Source organism: Litchfieldia alkalitelluris, assembly GCF_002153425.1.
GTDB classification, from domain to species: Bacteria; Bacillota; Bacilli; order Bacillales; family Salisediminibacteriaceae; genus Evansella; species Evansella alkalicola.
This window is the reverse complement of the sequence record NZ_KZ119600.1, coordinates 31,158-48,786: the sequence shown is the minus strand read 5'-3', so window position 1 is coordinate 48,786 and position 17,629 is coordinate 31,158. Positions and strand designations below refer to the sequence as shown.

General features: G+C 40.6%; 21 protein-coding genes. All 21 read right to left on the bottom strand.

Annotated elements, in window-relative coordinates:
• Positions 1–7 precede the first annotated feature (7 nt).
• Entirely contained in the window at positions 8–547 is a 540-nt protein-coding gene (gene rplE, locus BW724_RS00260) for a 50S ribosomal protein L5 (RefSeq protein WP_088073128.1), read from the bottom strand.
• 29 nt (positions 548–576) lie between these two features.
• Positions 577–888: a 50S ribosomal protein L24 gene (rplX, locus tag BW724_RS00255; RefSeq protein ID WP_088077567.1), complete on the bottom strand. Its 312-nt coding sequence runs from the start codon at positions 886–888 to the stop codon at positions 577–579.
• Between the two features lie 59 nt (positions 889–947).
• Positions 948–1,316, bottom strand: a complete 369-nt coding sequence (rplN, locus tag BW724_RS00250; protein WP_088073127.1) for a 50S ribosomal protein L14 — start codon at positions 1,314–1,316, stop codon at positions 948–950.
• A gap of 48 nt (positions 1,317–1,364) precedes the next feature.
• Positions 1,365–1,628: a 30S ribosomal protein S17 gene (gene rpsQ / locus BW724_RS00245; RefSeq protein WP_088073126.1), complete on the bottom strand. Its 264-nt coding sequence runs from the start codon at positions 1,626–1,628 to the stop codon at positions 1,365–1,367.
• 21 nt (positions 1,629–1,649) lie between these two features.
• The gene (gene rpmC, locus BW724_RS00240; protein ID WP_088073125.1) at positions 1,650–1,853 is read right to left on the bottom strand and encodes a 50S ribosomal protein L29; all 204 of its coding nucleotides are present in this window, start codon (positions 1,851–1,853) and stop codon (positions 1,650–1,652) included.
• A complete protein-coding gene (gene rplP, locus BW724_RS00235) occupies positions 1,843–2,277 on the bottom strand; it encodes a 50S ribosomal protein L16 (protein WP_088073124.1) in 435 nt (144 codons plus the stop codon). The genes rpmC and rplP overlap by 11 nt, the downstream gene beginning before the upstream one ends.
• Positions 2,278–2,279: 2 nt before the next feature.
• Entirely contained in the window at positions 2,280–2,939 is a 660-nt protein-coding gene (rpsC, locus tag BW724_RS00230; RefSeq protein ID WP_088073123.1) for a 30S ribosomal protein S3, read from the bottom strand.
• 2 nt (positions 2,940–2,941) lie between these two features.
• Positions 2,942–3,283 carry a 50S ribosomal protein L22 gene (gene rplV / locus BW724_RS00225; protein WP_088073122.1) on the bottom strand — a complete coding sequence of 114 codons (342 nt, stop codon included), beginning with the start codon at positions 3,281–3,283 and terminating at the stop codon, positions 2,942–2,944.
• Positions 3,284–3,304: 21 nt separating this feature from the next.
• Positions 3,305–3,583 (bottom strand): 30S ribosomal protein S19, encoded by a 279-nt coding sequence (rpsS, locus tag BW724_RS00220; RefSeq protein ID WP_088073121.1) that lies wholly within the window; start codon positions 3,581–3,583, stop codon positions 3,305–3,307.
• A gap of 63 nt (positions 3,584–3,646) precedes the next feature.
• On the bottom strand, positions 3,647–4,477 hold the full coding sequence (gene rplB / locus BW724_RS00215; RefSeq protein WP_088073120.1) for a 50S ribosomal protein L2: 831 nt from the start codon (positions 4,475–4,477) through the stop codon (positions 3,647–3,649).
• 29 nt (positions 4,478–4,506) lie between these two features.
• A complete protein-coding gene (gene rplW / locus BW724_RS00210; RefSeq protein WP_088073119.1) occupies positions 4,507–4,797 on the bottom strand; it encodes a 50S ribosomal protein L23 in 291 nt (96 codons plus the stop codon).
• Positions 4,797–5,420 (bottom strand): 50S ribosomal protein L4, encoded by a 624-nt coding sequence (gene rplD / locus BW724_RS00205; RefSeq protein WP_088073118.1) that lies wholly within the window; start codon positions 5,418–5,420, stop codon positions 4,797–4,799. The genes rplW and rplD overlap by 1 nt, the downstream gene beginning before the upstream one ends.
• Before the next feature lie 26 nt (positions 5,421–5,446).
• Entirely contained in the window at positions 5,447–6,082 is a 636-nt protein-coding gene (gene rplC / locus BW724_RS00200) for a 50S ribosomal protein L3 (protein WP_088073117.1), read from the bottom strand.
• Between the two features lie 37 nt (positions 6,083–6,119).
• Complete coding sequence (gene rpsJ / locus BW724_RS00195) at positions 6,120–6,428, bottom strand: 30S ribosomal protein S10 (RefSeq protein ID WP_013486754.1); 309 nt, start codon at positions 6,426–6,428, stop codon at positions 6,120–6,122.
• A gap of 572 nt (positions 6,429–7,000) precedes the next feature.
• On the bottom strand, positions 7,001–7,972 hold the full coding sequence (locus BW724_RS00190; RefSeq protein WP_088073116.1) for a nuclease-related domain-containing protein: 972 nt from the start codon (positions 7,970–7,972) through the stop codon (positions 7,001–7,003).
• A gap of 954 nt (positions 7,973–8,926) precedes the next feature.
• Complete coding sequence (gene tuf, locus BW724_RS00185) at positions 8,927–10,117, bottom strand: elongation factor Tu (protein WP_088073115.1); 1,191 nt, start codon at positions 10,115–10,117, stop codon at positions 8,927–8,929.
• Between the two features lie 122 nt (positions 10,118–10,239).
• A complete protein-coding gene (gene fusA, locus BW724_RS00180) occupies positions 10,240–12,318 on the bottom strand; it encodes an elongation factor G (protein ID WP_088073114.1) in 2,079 nt (692 codons plus the stop codon).
• An 89-nt stretch (positions 12,319–12,407) separates the two neighbouring features.
• Positions 12,408–12,878 carry a 30S ribosomal protein S7 gene (gene rpsG / locus BW724_RS00175; protein ID WP_088073113.1) on the bottom strand — a complete coding sequence of 157 codons (471 nt, stop codon included), beginning with the start codon at positions 12,876–12,878 and terminating at the stop codon, positions 12,408–12,410.
• A gap of 64 nt (positions 12,879–12,942) precedes the next feature.
• Complete coding sequence (gene rpsL, locus BW724_RS00170; RefSeq protein WP_088073112.1) at positions 12,943–13,356, bottom strand: 30S ribosomal protein S12; 414 nt, start codon at positions 13,354–13,356, stop codon at positions 12,943–12,945.
• 114 nt (positions 13,357–13,470) lie between these two features.
• Entirely contained in the window at positions 13,471–13,719 is a 249-nt protein-coding gene (locus tag BW724_RS00165; RefSeq protein ID WP_088073111.1) for a 50S ribosomal protein L7ae-like protein, read from the bottom strand.
• A 284-nt stretch (positions 13,720–14,003) separates the two neighbouring features.
• Positions 14,004–17,618: a DNA-directed RNA polymerase subunit beta' gene (gene rpoC, locus BW724_RS00160; RefSeq protein WP_088073110.1), complete on the bottom strand. Its 3,615-nt coding sequence runs from the start codon at positions 17,616–17,618 to the stop codon at positions 14,004–14,006.
• Between the last annotated feature and the right edge of the window lie 11 nt (positions 17,619–17,629).

Genomic DNA, 17,629 nt, shown 5'->3' with positions numbered 1-17,629 from the left:
CACGAGCTTATTTTTGAAACGGCATGCCCATTTGAGTGAGTAGTTCACGTGCTTCCTCATCTGATTTAGCAGTCGTTACAACAACGATATCCATACCTCGGACTTTGTCAACTTTATCATAATCAATTTCTGGGAAAATTAATTGTTCTTTTACACCTAATGTGTAGTTACCACGGCCATCAAATGCTTTTTTTGATACGCCACGGAAGTCACGTACACGTGGTAAAGATACACTCACAAGTTTATCTAAAAATGCATACATTCTTTCTCCGCGAAGAGTTACTTTCGCACCGATTGGCATACCTTCACGAAGCTTGAATCCTGCAATAGATTTTTTTGCTTTTGTAATCAATGGTTTTTGACCAGAGATTGCTGTTAATTCTTCAACTGCTTTATCCAAAACTTTTGAATTCTGAACAGCATCACCGATACCCATGTTAATAACAATTTTCTCAACTTTTGGTACTTCCATTACAGAAGAGTAATTAAACTTTTCCGTTAATGCAGGAACGATTTCTTTCCTATATCTTTCTTGCAATCGATTCATTGCGTAGACCTCCCTTCAGCAACTGGCGATTACTTATCTAATACTACGCCAGATTTCTTTGCAACTCTTACTTTTTTCCCGTTCTCTACTTTATACCCAACGCGAGTTGGCTCACTCGTTTTTGGATCAATTGGCATTACATTAGATACATGTATTGGAGCTTCTTGATTTAAAATACCACCCTGTGGATTAGCTTGTGATGGTTTAGAGTGTTTCTTAACCATGTTCACACCTTCCACTAACACGCGATATTGACTTGGGTATGCTTCAAGGACTTTACCTTCTTTGCCTTTGTCTTTCCCAGAGATAACTTTAACTGTATCTCCTTTTTTGACGTGCAATTTTGGTTGAGACATAAGGGCACCTCCTTAACACCTAAATTTCCGAACTAATTCTATTATTAAAGTACTTCAGGAGCTAAAGATACGATCTTCATGAACTGATTATCACGCAATTCACGTGCAACAGGTCCGAAGATACGAGTCCCACGTGGGCTCTTATCGTCACGCACAATAACAGCTGCATTTTCATCAAATTTGATGTATGAGCCATCAGCGCGGCGAACTCCGCTCTTAGAACGTACGATTACAGCACGCACAACTTCACCCTTCTTGACAACGCCACCAGGTGTTGCTTGCTTTACAGAACAGACAATAATATCACCAATGTTAGCAGTTTTACGTCCTGTACCGCCAAGAACTTTAATACATAGTACTTCACGTGCTCCTGAGTTATCAGCAACTTTTAATCGACTCTCTTGTTGAATCATAGTTCTTTACCTCCCTTCAGGTAAGCAAACTTCTATCTCTACTACTTTTTAAATAATAACCGCTTCTTCTACAACTTCCACAAGGCGGAATCGTTTGTCTTTAGATAATGGACGAGTCTCCATGATACGTACGATATCGCCAGCTTTTGCTGTGTTTTCCTCATCATGAGCTTTTAACTTTTTAGAGTACTTAACACGCTTTCCGTAGAGCGGGTGCATTTTATACGTTTCTACAAGAACCGTAATCGTCTTATCCATCTTGTCAGATACGACACGACCAGTATAGCTCTTGCGATTGTTACGTTCTGTCACAGTGCAGGCCTCCTCTCAGAATTAATTGTTAGTGATCCCTAATTCTCTTTCACGCAATACCGTTTTTGCACGAGCAATTGCTTTTCTAACTTCGCGGATACGGGCTGGATTGTCTAACTGTCCAGTCGCAAGTTGAAAGCGAAGGTTGAATAGCTCTTCTTTTAAAGACTTTGACTTTTGTTCGATCTCGGCAGTGGTAAGGTTGCGAATCTCATTAGCTTTCATTTGCGTCACCACCCACTTCTTCGCGTTTTACGAATTTACATTTAATTGGTAGTTTGTGAGAAGCAAGACGTAACGCTTCACGTGCAACTTCTTCAGAAACTCCAGCAATTTCAAACAAAATTTTCCCCGGTTTTACTACTGCAACCCATCCTTCAGGTGCACCTTTACCGGAACCCATTCGTACCTCTAATGGTTTAGCTGTATAAGGCTTATCTGGGAAAATTTTGATCCATACTTTACCTCCACGTTTCATATAACGTGTCATAGCAATACGTGCTGCTTCAATTTGACGGTTTGTAATCCAAGAAGGTTCTAGCGCTTGTAAGCCGTATTCACCAAATGCAACCTCAGTTCCACCTTTAGCACGGCCACGCATTTTACCACGATGTTCGCGTCGGAATTTTACACGTTTAGGCATTAGCATGATTATTTTCCTCCTTCCTCTTGTTTCGTTCCTTTCGTTGGAAGGACTTCACCACGATAGATCCATACTTTCACACCAAGCTTACCGTAAGTAGTATCTGCTTCTGCAGTACCGTAATCGATATCAGCTCTTAGTGTGTGTAGTGGAACTGTGCCTTCACTATAAGATTCAGAACGAGCAATGTCTGCTCCGCCTAGACGACCAGATACTTGAGTACGAATACCTTTTGCACCTGAACGCATTGTGCGTTGGATAGTTTGTTTCATCGCACGACGGAATGAAATACGATTTTCTAATTGACGAGCAATATTTTCAGCAACTAAGCGAGCATCCATATCTGGATATTTCACTTCGTTGATATTGATGTGAACTCTTTTACCAGTTAATTGGTTTAACGCTTTACGTAATGCTTCTACTTCGGATCCACCTTTACCAATAACCATACCAGGCTTAGCAGTAAAAATAGTTACGTTTACGCGGTTAGCTGCACGCTCAATTTCTACTGTGGATAAAGATGCTTCTTTAAGACGCTTTTCTAAGTACTCACGAATCTTAATGTCTTCGTGTAGCAGATCAGCATAGTCTTTGTCGGAATACCATTTTGACTCCCAGTCTTTAATAATTCCGACACGAAGTCCCGTTGGATTTACTTTTTGACCCACACTTATCCCTCCTTCTTTTCTGTAAGAACAACCGTAATGTGGCTAGTTCGTTTATTGATTCGGCTTGCACGGCCCATCGCACGTGGACGGAATCGTTTTAATGTAATGCCTTCATCAACATATACTTTACTGACTACTAAATTGTCAGGTTCCATTTCATAGTTATGCTCAGCGTTCGCGATAGCTGAATTTAAAAGCTTTTCAACTACTGGTGAAGCTTTCTTCGGCGTAAGGCGTAGAATTGAGATAGCTTCTCCTACACTCTTTCCGCGAATTAAGTCAACCACTAGGCGAACTTTACGAGGAGCAATACGCACTTGTTTTGCAACTGCTTTTGCTTCCATGGAAAGTACCTCCCCTCTTTATTAACGTCGTGTTTTCTTGTCGTCTGCTGCGTGCCCTTTATACGTTCTTGTAGGTGCAAACTCACCTAGTTTATGTCCAACCATATCTTCTGAAATATAAACCGGTACGTGTTTACGACCATCGTATACGGCAATTGTGTGACCAATGAATTCAGGGAAAATTGTAGAACGACGAGACCAAGTTTTGATAACGCGTTTGCTATCATCACCGCTCATTGCTTCAACTTTCTTCATCAAATGATCATCGACAAAAGGTCCCTTTTTTAAGCTACGACCCATGACTGTACCTCCCTTCGCGATTGTTCTACGGCTCTACTTCTTGAGAACCGTAGTAAAATCACGTTATTTTTTACGACGACGCACAATATACTTATCCGTGTCTTTGTTTTTCTTACGAGTTTTGAATCCAAGGGTTGGTTTGCCCCATGGAGACATTGGTGATTTACGACCGATAGGTGCGCGTCCTTCACCACCACCGTGTGGGTGATCAACAGGGTTCATAACAGAACCACGAACTGTTGGACGTTTTCCCATCCAGCGAGAACGACCGGCTTTACCGATGTTCACTAACTCATGCTCAACATTACCTACTTGACCTACAGTAGCACGGCAAGTTGATAAGATTAAACGAGTTTCACCTGAACGTAATCTTACTAGTACATAATCTCCTTCTTTACCAAGAAGTTGAGCTTCAGCTCCAGCAGATCTTACTAGCTGTGCACCTTTACCAGGTCTTAATTCGATATTGTGAAGTACAGTACCCACTGGAATATCTCTTAATTGAAGTGCGTTACCAACTTTGATATCCGCATCTTTACCTGACATAATTTCTTGGCCTACTTTTAGACCTTTTGGTGCAATAATATATCTCTTTTCCCCATCAACATAGTTGATTAGAGCGATGTTAGCAGAACGGTTCGGATCGTATTCGATCGTAGCAACGCGTCCTGGAATTCCATCTTTGTCACGCTTAAAGTCAATTACACGATATTGACGCTTATGCCCACCACCTTGGTGACGTACAGTAAGACGACCTTGGTTATTACGGCCAGCCTTTTTGTTTAATGGCTCAAGAAGTGACTTTTCAGGCGTATCTGTAGTAATTTCAGAGTAATCTAAAGTAGTCATTCCACGTCTACCGTTTGTGGTTGGTTTATACTTTTTAATAGGCATCAACATTTCCCTCCTTCTCTAAAAAATTCTTAAACACCTTCGAAGAATTCTAAGTCTTTACTATCAGGTGTTAGTTGTACAATGGCTTTTTTGCGCTTAGCAGTGTAGCCAGTATAACGTCCAAAACGACGGAATTTACCTTTGTAGTTCATTGTGTTTACTTTCGTTACAGAAACGCCAAAGATTTCTTCAATAGCATCTTTGATTTGAGTCTTATTAGCACGAGGATCTACTTCGAATGTGTATTTCTTCTCAGCCATAAGATCAGTAGAACGTTCTGTAATCACGGGGCGCTTAATAATATCACGAGCGTTTGCCATTATGCAAGCACCTCCTCTACCTTTTTCACAGCATCTTGTGTTATCACTAAATGGTCATGGTTTAACACATCTAGTACGTTAACACCGTCTGCAGTGACGAATTTTACACCAGGAATGTTATTAACAGATAATGCAACCGCTTGGTTGTAATCTGCAGTAACAACTAATGCTTTTCTCTCAACAGAAAGACCGTTAAGTACAGATAACATTTCTTTCGTTTTTGGAGCTTCAAAGTTCAATCCTTCCAAAACGCGTACTTCTTCTGCGTTAACTTTGGAAGAAAGAGCAGATTTTAACGCCAAACGACGTTGTTTCTTTGGTAATTTATAGCTATAGCTGCGTGGTTGTGGTCCGAATGCTACACCACCACCAACCCAGATAGGTGAACGAATTGTACCGTGACGAGCACGTCCTGTTCCCTTTTGTCGCCAAGGCTTCTTACCGCCTCCACGTACATCTGAACGACCTTTTACAGCATGTGTACCTTGTCGTAAAGATGCTTGTTGCATCACAACAGCGTCAAATAGAACACTTTCATTAGGTTCAATACCGAACACGCTGTCTGATAGTTCAATATCGCCTACTTGTGAGCCAGTTTGGTTATATAATGTAACTTTAGGCATCTGGGCTCCTCCTTTCCTTCTAGATCTTATTCAGCAGTCGCTTTTACTCCAGATTTTACAGAAACAAAGCTTTTCTTAGCTCCTGGTACGTTTCCTTTTACTAAAAGTAAGTTGCGCTCTGTATCAACACGAACGATTTCTAAGTTTTGAATAGTCACTTGCTCTCCACCCATACGCCCAGGTAATGCTTTACCTTTAAGTACGTGGTTAGGGTCAACAGGTCCCATAGAACCAGGTCGACGGTGGTAGCGAGAACCGTGGGACATTGGTCCGCGAGATTGGTTATGACGCTTGATTGAACCAGCGAAACCTTTCCCTTTTGATGTACCAGTTACATCAACGATATCTCCTACTGCAAATGTATCTACCTTGACTTCTTGACCAATTTCATAATCCGTAACATTAACATCACGGAATTCTTTGACGAAGCGCTTAGGGTTTGTATTCGCTTTGTCTGCATGACCTTTAGCTGGTTTTCTGAATTGAACAGCTTTTTTGTCAGCGAAACCTAATTGAATAGATTCATATCCTTCACCTTCAACTGTCTTCTTTTGAAGAACAACGTTAGGCTCAGCTTCGATAACTGTTACTGGAATAACTTCACCGTTTTCAGCAAAAACTTGAGTCATACCTAATTTTCTACCTAAGATTCCTTTGGCCATGAGTCACACCTCCTGTTTTATCATTTAATTTCATTTATTATAGTTTGATTTCGATATCTACACCAGATGGCAGATCTAATCGCATTAAAGCATCCACAGTTTGTGGAGTTGGGTTAACAATGTCGATCAAACGCTTATGAGTTCTCATTTCGAACTGTTCGCGTGAATCTTTGTACTTATGAACCGCACGAAGAATCGTATAGATAGATTTTTCTGTAGGTAGTGGAATTGGTCCAGCTACAGAAGCACCTGAACGCTTTGCAGTCTCTACGATTTTCTCTGCTGATTGATCCAAGATTCTGTGATCATACGCCTTTAAACGAATGCGAATTTTCTGTTTTGCCATTTTATTACCTCCTTTTTCGCCCATTTTTGGAAATAGACTTGCTCATCGGAAATTCCTCCACACGCCCCATGGCAAAGGGGCCGGGTGTGTCAGCAACCTTCCGGATCATAGCCTGTCAGTGACCAACATTCAACATTATACAAAATTGTAGAGCTGAATGCAAGGTTTTTTATGCATATTTTTTTCTTTAGCGCACTTTTTCTATTATACATGGCGGTGTTCTAGTTTTCAACAAGGATTTTAGCCAATTCCAAAGAATCGTGTCGGGGATTATATCCAGTTTTGGAATTACTAGTTCCTTCTATATATAGACGGGATTGATGGAGATTAAACACATCTAGCGTTTTTACCATAGTTGTCCACTATACTATCCTTAAGTTTCCGTTTGAGAGTATCGTGCATAGAGTTATATTAGGAAAAACTTCGGTGATGTTAATTTGTATAGTAATACCAAACCTTATCATCTTATGCAGGTGGATTGATTGATGTGACTTGAAGTTAATTAACTCTATACGGGAAAGTCACCATGGCCTATTAAAAGTTAAGGAAAGTTGAGTTGGAGTGATTGAAGTTTAGTTGATAGGTAAATGATATATTGTTCTTTGTTTAGGTCCAGTTTGCGGGAGGTCCATAGAGGAAAGAAGTTTATGTGCTACTGAGGTGGATCCAATCAATAGGAAATTTCGTAGTTGCTTGTTTGTTATTTTATTTCCGTATAGAAAAGAATACTCCTGTAACGTAGTATGATGAGCTGTCGATGAACGATTCTTGCAATGAGGGCAGTACCACTTTCCTTTATATCTTTTCATAGCGTACATATGACAATGTTCACACCTTATACCCTTAATAATAATATTCGGTGAGATATCTAGTATAGATAAGTAATCTGGGTCCTCTGGTACATTTTTAATACATAAGGTTTTCGTTAGTTTATTTAATTCTTTGTTTGTTAGTATTTCCATTTGGTACATGTGATGGAAGTTATCGATTTTCATTATTAATTCCGGAGTCTTAATGACTCTATTTAGAAATGGATAATTATTTGGAGGAGTTTGAGTTTCCAGGTGTACGTTTCTATTTGTAAAAACTACAAGTGATTTTACTGGTAGAGTTGGATATTTCATTTTTTTCAACCAGCGTTTCAATCTCTTTTCTTGCAGGGAAATTTGCAGCACTGGATCTGAATAAACTTGCGTTACGCCTTTGTTCAACTGGATATATTGTTTAAAGTGATTATCAATTGTAATATGCCCTGTCCAATACTTTGAATCCATGATTAGTATATAAAACTTGGTAACTAGTATGGCATCCATCTGAAAATATCCATTATCGTCCTTTAACCTAATATGATGGAGTAAATGATAGTCTTTTTCCGTTAAAAAATTCAAATAGTACTGTAATTGAAGTTCGCCCTCATATCCAGCAAGTTCTCGATTTAACATACTATTTAGGATGTCTCGCTGCGGTAAGCTTTCTGGAGTACGTAATAGTAAAACTTCTAGCTTTTTAATCTTCCTTGGTTTTTGCGCTTCTTTTATGATCACGTTTCACACTCCTCAAAAAGAATTTTGGAAAATAAGTGATTTAAGTGATACTTAGGGTGTTATTGAGTTGATTGGAGTTCGATTTTGAGTTGGAAATGCGTTGAATTGATACCGATTTTGAATTGGTATTGGCTTGGTATTGGCTGGTGAGTGGAAATTGGGCTGAAAATGCGTTGATATTGCGTTGAAAATGAGTTGATTTTTAAAAAGAGTAGGGTTTTGATGGCTTCAAAGAGCTAATAGGGGGTAAAACTGAGGCTCTACACTTCTATACATTATATATAACTTAAAAAAAGCTAATTGTCACTAAGAATTTTGTATTATCTTGTCATTTGTGCGGGTAGCAGCAATTGGAAGTTGGTTGTTTTAATGAGGAGTTAAGTTCACGCGCGGGTTTTGATGGGTTACGCGCCAGATTTGGAGGTTTACGCGCGGGTTTTGGCCTCTTACGCGCCAGATTCAGGCTGCTACGCGCCGATTTGGAGGTTGTTCACGCCATGTACACATTCCTGACACATTTCAGTCACAATCCCCCCTCTTCCCACAAATAAAAGGTAGCATTATATATTTTTACCTGCGCTACCATGGCACCTCGCCTCGTCTAACGATAACTTAACTTAAATTAACTTAAATTAACTTAACCAAACAGTACCGTACCATACCACGCCTCACTTTACATCACCTCACTTTACATCACCTCACTTCAACTCGCCGCACTTCACCGTACCGTAACTCGCCTCACTTCAACGCACCTCACCTCACCATCCTCAACGTACCACACTCCACCTCACCATACCGCACCAGCTCCCTCACCCACAGAACGCAAAAAAACACCTTGGGACATAACTAGCCCCAAGGTGTCATAAGTATTTAATAAGCGTTCAAACCAAGCCAACTAGTTTTATACAAACTAGTTTAGTTCAGTTCTAGCCATATCAGTCCAAGAATTAAGAATTACTCTTGGATTGTAGCAACAACGCCAGCACCAACAGTACGTCCACCCTCACGGATAGAGAACTTAGTACCTTCTTCGATAGCGATTGGAGAGATTAACTCAACAGTCATCTCTACGTTGTCACCAGGCATTACCATCTCAACGCCTTCTGGAAGGTTACAAATTCCAGTTACGTCAGTTGTACGGAAGTAGAACTGAGGACGGTAGTTAGTGAAGAATGGAGTGTGACGTCCACCCTCTTCTTTTGAAAGAACGTATACTTCAGCTTTGAACTTTGTGTGTGGAGTGATTGTACCTGGCTTAGCAAGTACTTGACCACGGTTGATCTCATCTCGAGATACACCACGTAGTAATGCACCAATGTTGTCTCCAGCTTCAGCATAGTCAAGAAGCTTACGGAACATTTCTACTCCAGTACAAGTTGTTTTCTTAGACTCTTCAGCAAGACCGATGATTTCAAGCTCATCACCAACGTTTAATTGTCCACGCTCAACACGTCCAGTTGCAACAGTACCACGACCAGTGATTGAGAATACGTCCTCAACTGGCATCATGAATGGCTTATCTTTGTCACGCTCTGGAGTTGGGATGTAGCTATCAACAGCGTCCATTAGTTCATAGATTTTGTTAACGTACTGCTCTTCACCTTCAAGAGCTTTAAGAGCAGAACCAGCGATTACAGGAATGTCATCACCAGGGAAGTCGTACTCAGAAAGAAGGTCACGTACTTCCATTTCTACTAACTCAAGTAATTCTTCGTCGTCTACCATATCAACTTTGTTTAAGAATACAACGATGTATGGTACACCTACTTGACGAGAAAGTAAGATGTGCTCACGAGTTTGTGGCATTGGGCCATCAGCAGCAGATACTACTAAGATAGCTCCGTCCATTTGTGCAGCACCAGTGATCATGTTTTTAACGTAGTCAGCGTGTCCTGGGCAGTCTACGTGTGCATAGTGACGAGAATCAGTTTCGTACTCAACGTGTGCAGTAGAGATTGTAATTCCACGCTCACGCTCTTCAGGAGCACCGTCGATTTGGTCATAAGCCATTGCAGTACCTTTACCAGATTTGTTGTGTAGTACTGTAGAGATTGCTGCAGTTAAAGTAGTTTTTCCATGGTCAACGTGTCCAATAGTACCAATGTTGGCATGTGTCTTGGAACGATCAAATTTTTCTTTACCCATTTTGAAATTCCTCCTTGTATTGAGAAAAAGATTTTTTTATTTTGGAAGAAAGGTGTATAGATCTTACTCCTTTTCACCTTTCTTAGCTTACAATAAATTGTTTCACTAGACAATATTAGTGTTTATTGACCAGAATTTTTCTTAATAATTTCTTCTCCAATACTCTTTGGAACTTCTTCATAGTGATCAAAGTGCATTGTATATTGACCACGACCTTGAGTATTAGAACGAAGTGATGTTGCATAACCAAACATTTCAGCAAGTGGCACCATCGCCTTAACGATTTGTGCATTTGCACGAGTGTCCATACCTTCTACACGTCCACGACGGGAAGTGATGTCACCCATGATGTCACCCATGTATTCTTCTGGGATAACAACTTCTACTTTCATGATTGGCTCAAGTAGTACAGGTTTACATTTGTTTTTTGCTTCTTTTAAAGCCATAGAAGCTGCGATCTTAAACGCCATTTCATTGGAGTCAACATCGTGATAAGAACCGTCATATAACTTCGCCTTAACATCGATTAATGGGAATCCAGCAAGAAGTCCATTATCTAATGAATCTTCTAAACCAGCTTTAACAGAACCGATATATTCACGAGGTACTACTCCACCTACTACTGCATCTTCGAATTCAAAACCTGCGCCCTCTTCGTTTGGAGTAAATTCTATCACAACGTGACCATACTGACCACGACCACCAGATTGACGTACAAATTTACCTACACAACTTGCCGCTTGTCTGATTGTTTCACGGTAAGATACTTGAGGAGCACCAACATTTGCTTCTACTTTGAATTCACGCTTCATACGGTCAACGATGATATCTAAGTGAAGCTCACCCATACCAGCGATAATCGTTTGTCCTGTTTCTTCATCAGTATGCGTACGGAAAGTTGGATCTTCTTCCGCAAGCTTAGCAAGTGCCATACCCATTTTATCTTGGTCAGCTTTTGATTTTGGTTCAACTGAAAGTGAGATAACTGGTTCTGGGAATTCCATAGATTCAAGAATAACAAGATTCTTTTCATCACATAGAGTATCTCCAGTACTAGTCTCTTTCAAACCTACACCGGCAGCAATATCCCCTGCATATACAGTTGAAATTTCTTCACGGTGATTGGCGTGCATCTGAAGAATTCGTCCCATACGCTCACGTTTCCCTTTTGAGGAGTTACGAACATATGATCCAGAATCAACAGTACCAGAATACACACGGAAGAATGTAAGCTTTCCTACGAAAGGATCCGTCATAACTTTAAATGCTAAAGCTGAGAACGGCTCTTCGTCACTAGAATGACGAACTACTTCTTCTTCGGAATCAGGTAGAATTCCTTTAATAGCTTCTACATCTGTAGGAGCTGGTAAGTAATCAATAACTGCATCCAGCATTAACTGAACACCTTTATTTTTGAATGCTGATCCACAAATAACTGGGTAGAACTCAACATTGATTGTCCCTTTACGGATCGCAGCTTTCAGTTCATCTACTGAAATCTCTTCACCTTCAAGGTATTTCATCATTAGATCTTCGTCTAATTCAGAAACAGCTTCTTTTAGTTTTTCGTGGTATTCTTCAGCTTGTGCTTTATATTCTTCAGGAATTTCACGTGCATCTGTACGTGTTCCTAAATCGTCCTCATAGAAAAATGCTTTCATTTCCACAAGGTCGATGATTCCATCAAAGTCATCCTCTGCACCGATTGGTAACTGAATTGCATGTGCATTCGCACCAAGACGATCGTGCAAAGTACCTAGAGAGTAAATAAAGTCAGCACCTAGTTTATCCATTTTGTTAACGAACACAACACGTGGTACTCCATATGTTGTTGCTTGGCGCCATACTGTTTCAGTTTGAGGCTCAACACCAGATTGAGCGTCTAGTACTGCTACAGCACCATCTAATACACGGAGGGAACGTTCTACCTCTACAGTAAAGTCTACGTGTCCCGGTGTATCAATGATATTTACACGGTGGCCTTTCCATTGTGCAGTTGTTGCTGCTGATGTAATAGTGATCCCACGTTCTTGCTCTTGCTCCATCCAGTCCATCTGAGAAGCACCTTCGTGAGTTTCACCAATTTTATGAATACGCCCTGTGTAGAAAAGAACTCGTTCAGTTGTAGTTGTTTTACCAGCATCAATGTGTGCCATGATACCGATATTACGAGTTTTCTCTAAGGAGAATTCTCTTGCCATTGGTTTTTTCTCCTTCCTTTGTGAAGATGTTAATGGTTATGGGAGAAAACAGCCAAAGGATTACCCTAAGACTGTGTCCCATGTTGTTTTTACCAGCGGTAATGAGCAAATGCTTTGTTAGCTTCAGCCATTTTGTGCGTGTCTTCACGCTTCTTAACAGCTGCGCCAGTGTTATTTGCTGCATCCATAATTTCATTAGCTAAGCGCTCTTCCATCGTTTTTTCACCACGAAGACGAGCGTAGTTTACTAACCAACGAAGACCTAGAGTCGTACGACGTTCAGGTTTTACTTCGATAGGTACTTGATAGTTGGCACCACCAACACGGCGTGCTTTAACTTCAAGAACTGGCATGATATTTTTTAAAGCTTGTTCGAAAACTTCTTGTGGATCATTACCAGTACGTTCTTGAACTAATTCAAATGATTTATAAAGAATCGTTTGAGCAATACCTCTTTTCCCATCAATCATGATGCGGTTGATCAAACGCGTTACTAACTTCGAGTTATATACTGGATCAGGCAGAACATCTCTGCGTGGTACAGGTCCTTTACGAGGCATCAGTTTCCCTCCTTTCAAAAAATAAAAAACTGGAATTTATTAAGATGCTTTTCTTTGAAACTTATTATTTCTTAGGACGTTTTGTACCATACTTAGAACGACCTTGCATACGGTTTTCTACACCAGCCGTATCAAGTGCTCCACGTACGATATGATAACGTACCCCCGGTAAGTCTTTCACTCGTCCGCCACGGATAAGAACAACACTGTGCTCTTGAAGGTTGTGACCGATACCTGGAATGTATGCTGTTACCTCGATTCCGTTTGTTAAACGAACACGGGCATACTTACGAAGTGCCGAGTTTGGTTTCTTTGGTGTCATCGTACCAACACGAGTACAAACCCCACGTTTTTGTGGAGAGCTCAAGTCAGTTTGAGACTTCTTGAAACTGTTATACCCTTTGTTTAAAGCTGGTGAATCAGACTTTTGAGTCTTAGATTGACGACCTTTACGTACTAATTGATTTATAGTAGGCATTTATTGTATCCTCCTTCCTATTCAACGATTTGTAAGTCCACTGGTCCAGGTGGTTCATAAATGTGTAAAAGGAAAGTTTTTGCCCGTAGGAAGCCTATGACAAAAACTAATATTTTACTTTTTAATCGCTACAGTTGCTGCACTTACTTCAATCCCACAAGCTTTCCCAAGTTTCTTCTTTGAATCAACTTTTGACCATGGAACGCTTGTTTTTTCTGCCTGGGTGATTACCCGTTGCAAAACTCTAGGATCCGCATCTTCTGCGACGATGATTTCTTTAACCTGCTCATCTTCCAGTGCTTTTAGCGTTTGCTTCGTGCCAACGACTTTTTCCATAGCCTGCACTACTTTTTCATAAGACATCTTTCATCCTCCAAAGTATCAGGTATTTGGCACACTTAAGTATATTACCACCGTGGTGTTTCAGTGTCAACATTCAATTTAAAATAAATTAGACTGATTTCTAAAAAAATGTTGCACTCGATACGCTACAGGTGGACGCTTTCCGCGGGCAATGCTTCAGCCTCCTCGACACCAAAACCACGTCTGTGGGGGCTTCAGCTATTGCTTTTCCCGCTGGAGTCGCCACCTGCGCTACTCGAGTTTTATATCATAATTTTGTAAGAAAAACAGTCATAACACATTTATTAATCTTGAAGTATTGCACCTTCCAAATGATCCTGTTCCACGTTTTCTTCATCAACTTTAGCAGCTGATATCTTACGGTAACGCTGCATTCCAGTACCAGCTGGAACGAGTTTACCAATAATTACATTCTCTTTCAAGCCGACAAGTTCATCTTTCTTACCTTTAATAGCAGCATCAGTTAGGACACGAGTAGTCTCCTGGAAGGATGCGGCAGATAAGAAGGAATCAGTCTCTAGAGATGCTTTTGTAATACCAAGTAGTACTGGTCTACCAGTAGCTGGTGTACCACCACGTAGAAGGATATCACGGTTAGCTTCATTAAATTGGTGAATTTCTACAAGAGAACCTGGTAAAACTTCAGTGTCTCCAGCATCGATTACACGGATTTTACGAAGCATTTGTCTTACCATTACCTCCACGTGCTTATCACCAATTTCAACCCCTTGCATACGGTAAACCTTCTGTACTTCTTTAAGTAGATACTCTTGAACACCTTGAACACCAGATACAACAAGTAATTCTTTCGGATCGATAGACCCTTCCGTTAGTACTTCACCTGGTTCTACCTCTTGACCTACTTCTACTTTTAGCCTTGAACCGTATGGCGCAGTGTAGCTACGAGTTTCTATTGCACCTTGAACTACAATTTCTTTTCTTTCATTTACATCTTTTATATCAGAAACGGTACCTTGTATTTCTGAGATGACTGCCTGACCTTTTGGATTACGGGCCTCAAACACCTCTTGGATACGCGGTAAACCTTGTGTAATATCGTCTCCAGCTACCCCACCTGTATGGAATGTACGCATCGTTAACTGCGTTCCTGGCTCACCGATAGATTGTGCTGCAATAATACCTACTGCTTCACCAACTTCAACTTCAGCTCCAGTTGCTAAGTTGCGTCCATAACAGTTTTTACATACACCATGCTTCGTATCACATGTAAAGGCTGAACGGATGACAACTTCTTCAACTCCGGAATCTTCAATTGTTTTTGCCATATCTTCACTAATCTCTTCGTTACGCCCAATGAGTACATCATTGGTCTCTGGGTGAAATACAGTTTGGTGTACTACACGCCCAACTAATCGATCGTAAAGACTTTCAATTACTTCTGTACCTTCTTTTATAGCCGCTACAGTTAAGCCTCTATCAGTTCCACAATCGTCTTCACGGACAATAACGTCCTGAGCAACATCAACAAGTCGACGTGTTAAGTATCCTGAGTCAGCTGTTTTTAGGGCTGTATCGGCAAGACCTTTACGAGCACCGTGAGTAGAGATAAAGTACTCTAATACAGTTAGACCCTCTCGGAAACTAGATTTGATTGGAAGCTCAATAATACGACCTGACGGGTTAGCCATCAGACCACGCATACCCGCAAGTTGCGTAAAGTTAGATGCGTTACCACGGGCACCAGAGTCACTCATCATAAAGATTGGGTTCGTCTTGTCAAGTGTGCCCATCAGCTTTTCTTGAATAAGATCTTTCGCTGAACTCCAAACTTCAATAACCTTATCGTAGCGTTCTTCTTCCGTAATTAAACCTCTTCTATATTGCTTTAAGATTCGTTCTACCTTTGTTTCTGCTTCAGCGAGAATTTCTTTCTTCTCTTCTAAAACAACGATATCGGAAACACCAACCGTAATTCCAGCTTTTGTGGAATAGTGGAATCCTAAGTCTTTCATCTTATCAAGCATGACAGATGTTTCTGACACTTTGAACTTCTTAAATACTTCTGCGATTATATCCCCTAAAAAGCCTTTCTTGAAAGGATTTACTACATCCGTTTCTTTAAATAGCTTTTTAACATCAGTTGTCATAGGGACCATATATTTATCAGGAGTTTCCACTTCTAGGTTAAAAGCGGTTGGTTCATTCACGTATGGGAATGACTCCGGTAAAATCTCGTTAAAGATAACTTTACCAACAGACGTTAGCAGAAGTTTATCATTATGCTCTTCTTTGAAATTCGTTTTTCCTACAGAAGAAACTGGTAAAGCAATACGCGTGTGAAGATGGACATAGCCATTACGGTATGCAGTAATTGCTTCATTTGGATCTTTGTAAATGTTACCTTCACCAACTGCATTCTCACGTTCTAGAGTTAGGTAGTAGTTACCTAATACCATATCTTGAGACGGTGTTACAACTGGTTTTCCATCTTTAGGATTCAAGATGTTTTGTGCAGCAAGCATTAGTAGTCTAGATTCTGCTTGCGCTTCCGCAGAAAGTGGTACGTGGACCGCCATTTGGTCCCCATCAAAGTCGGCATTATAGGCTGTACATACTAATGGGTGTAGCTTAATTGCGCGACCTTCTACTAATGTTGGCTCAAATGCTTGAATACCAAGTCTGTGTAATGTAGGTGCACGGTTTAATAGAACTGGATGTTCCCTAATAACTTCCTCAAGGACATCCCACACTTCAGGTTGAACCCGTTCTACTTTCCTTTTTGCACTCTTAATATTATGAGCAAGCCCTTGGCTTACTAATTCCTTCATAACAAATGGTTTAAACAATTCTAATGCCATTTCCTTCGGTAAACCACACTGATACATTTTTAAATGTGGTCCTACAACGATAACGGAACGACCAGAGTAGTCAACACGTTTACCTAGTAGGTTTTGACGGAAACGTCCTTGTTTACCTTTTAGCATATGAGACAAGGATTTTAACGGTCGATTACCAGGACCAGTAACTGGTCGGCCTCTTCTTCCATTATCAATCAATGCATCAACCGCTTCTTGTAGCATACGTTTTTCGTTTTGAACAATAATATTTGGAGCACCTAAATCTAATAGTCGCTTCAAACGATTGTTTCTATTAATTACTCGACGATATAGATCGTTTAAGTCTGAAGTTGCAAATCTACCTCCATCAAGTTGAACCATTGGGCGCAACTCTGGTGGAATAACTGGCAGTACATCAAGAATCATCCAAGCTGGGTTGTTACCAGAGTGACGGAATGCTTCCAGTACCTCAAGACGTTTGATCGCTCTAGTTCGTCTTTGACCTTGAGCAGTGACAAGCTCCTCTTTCAGCATACCAACTTCTTTCTCTGTGTCGATATCCTGTAAGAGTTTGCGAATTGCTTCTGCTCCCATCTGCGCAGTGAAAGAACGTCCGTACTTCTCACGATATGTGCGGTATTCCTTCTCAGATAAAAGCTGCTTCAATTCTAAAGGTGTATCTCCTGTCTCCGTCACAACATAAGAAGCAAAATAAATAACTTCTTCCAAAGAACGTGGGGACATGTCTAGGACAAGCCCCATACGACTTGGGATTCCTTTAAAATACCAAATGTGGGAGACTGGGGCAGCTAATTCAATGTGCCCCATACGCTCACGACGAACTTTAGCGCGAGTTACTTCTACTCCACAACGGTCACAAACAACACCCTTGTAACGAACTCGTTTGTATTTTCCACAATGACATTCCCAGTCCTTAGTAGGCCCGAAAATTCTTTCGCAGAAAAGACCATCTTTTTCAGGTTTTAAAGTACGATAGTTTATCGTTTCTGGCTTCTTTACTTCACCTCTAGACCAAGATCTTATCTTATCTGGTGATGCAAGGCCAATTTTCATATACTCAAAATTATTTACATCTATCAAGGGGCTAACCT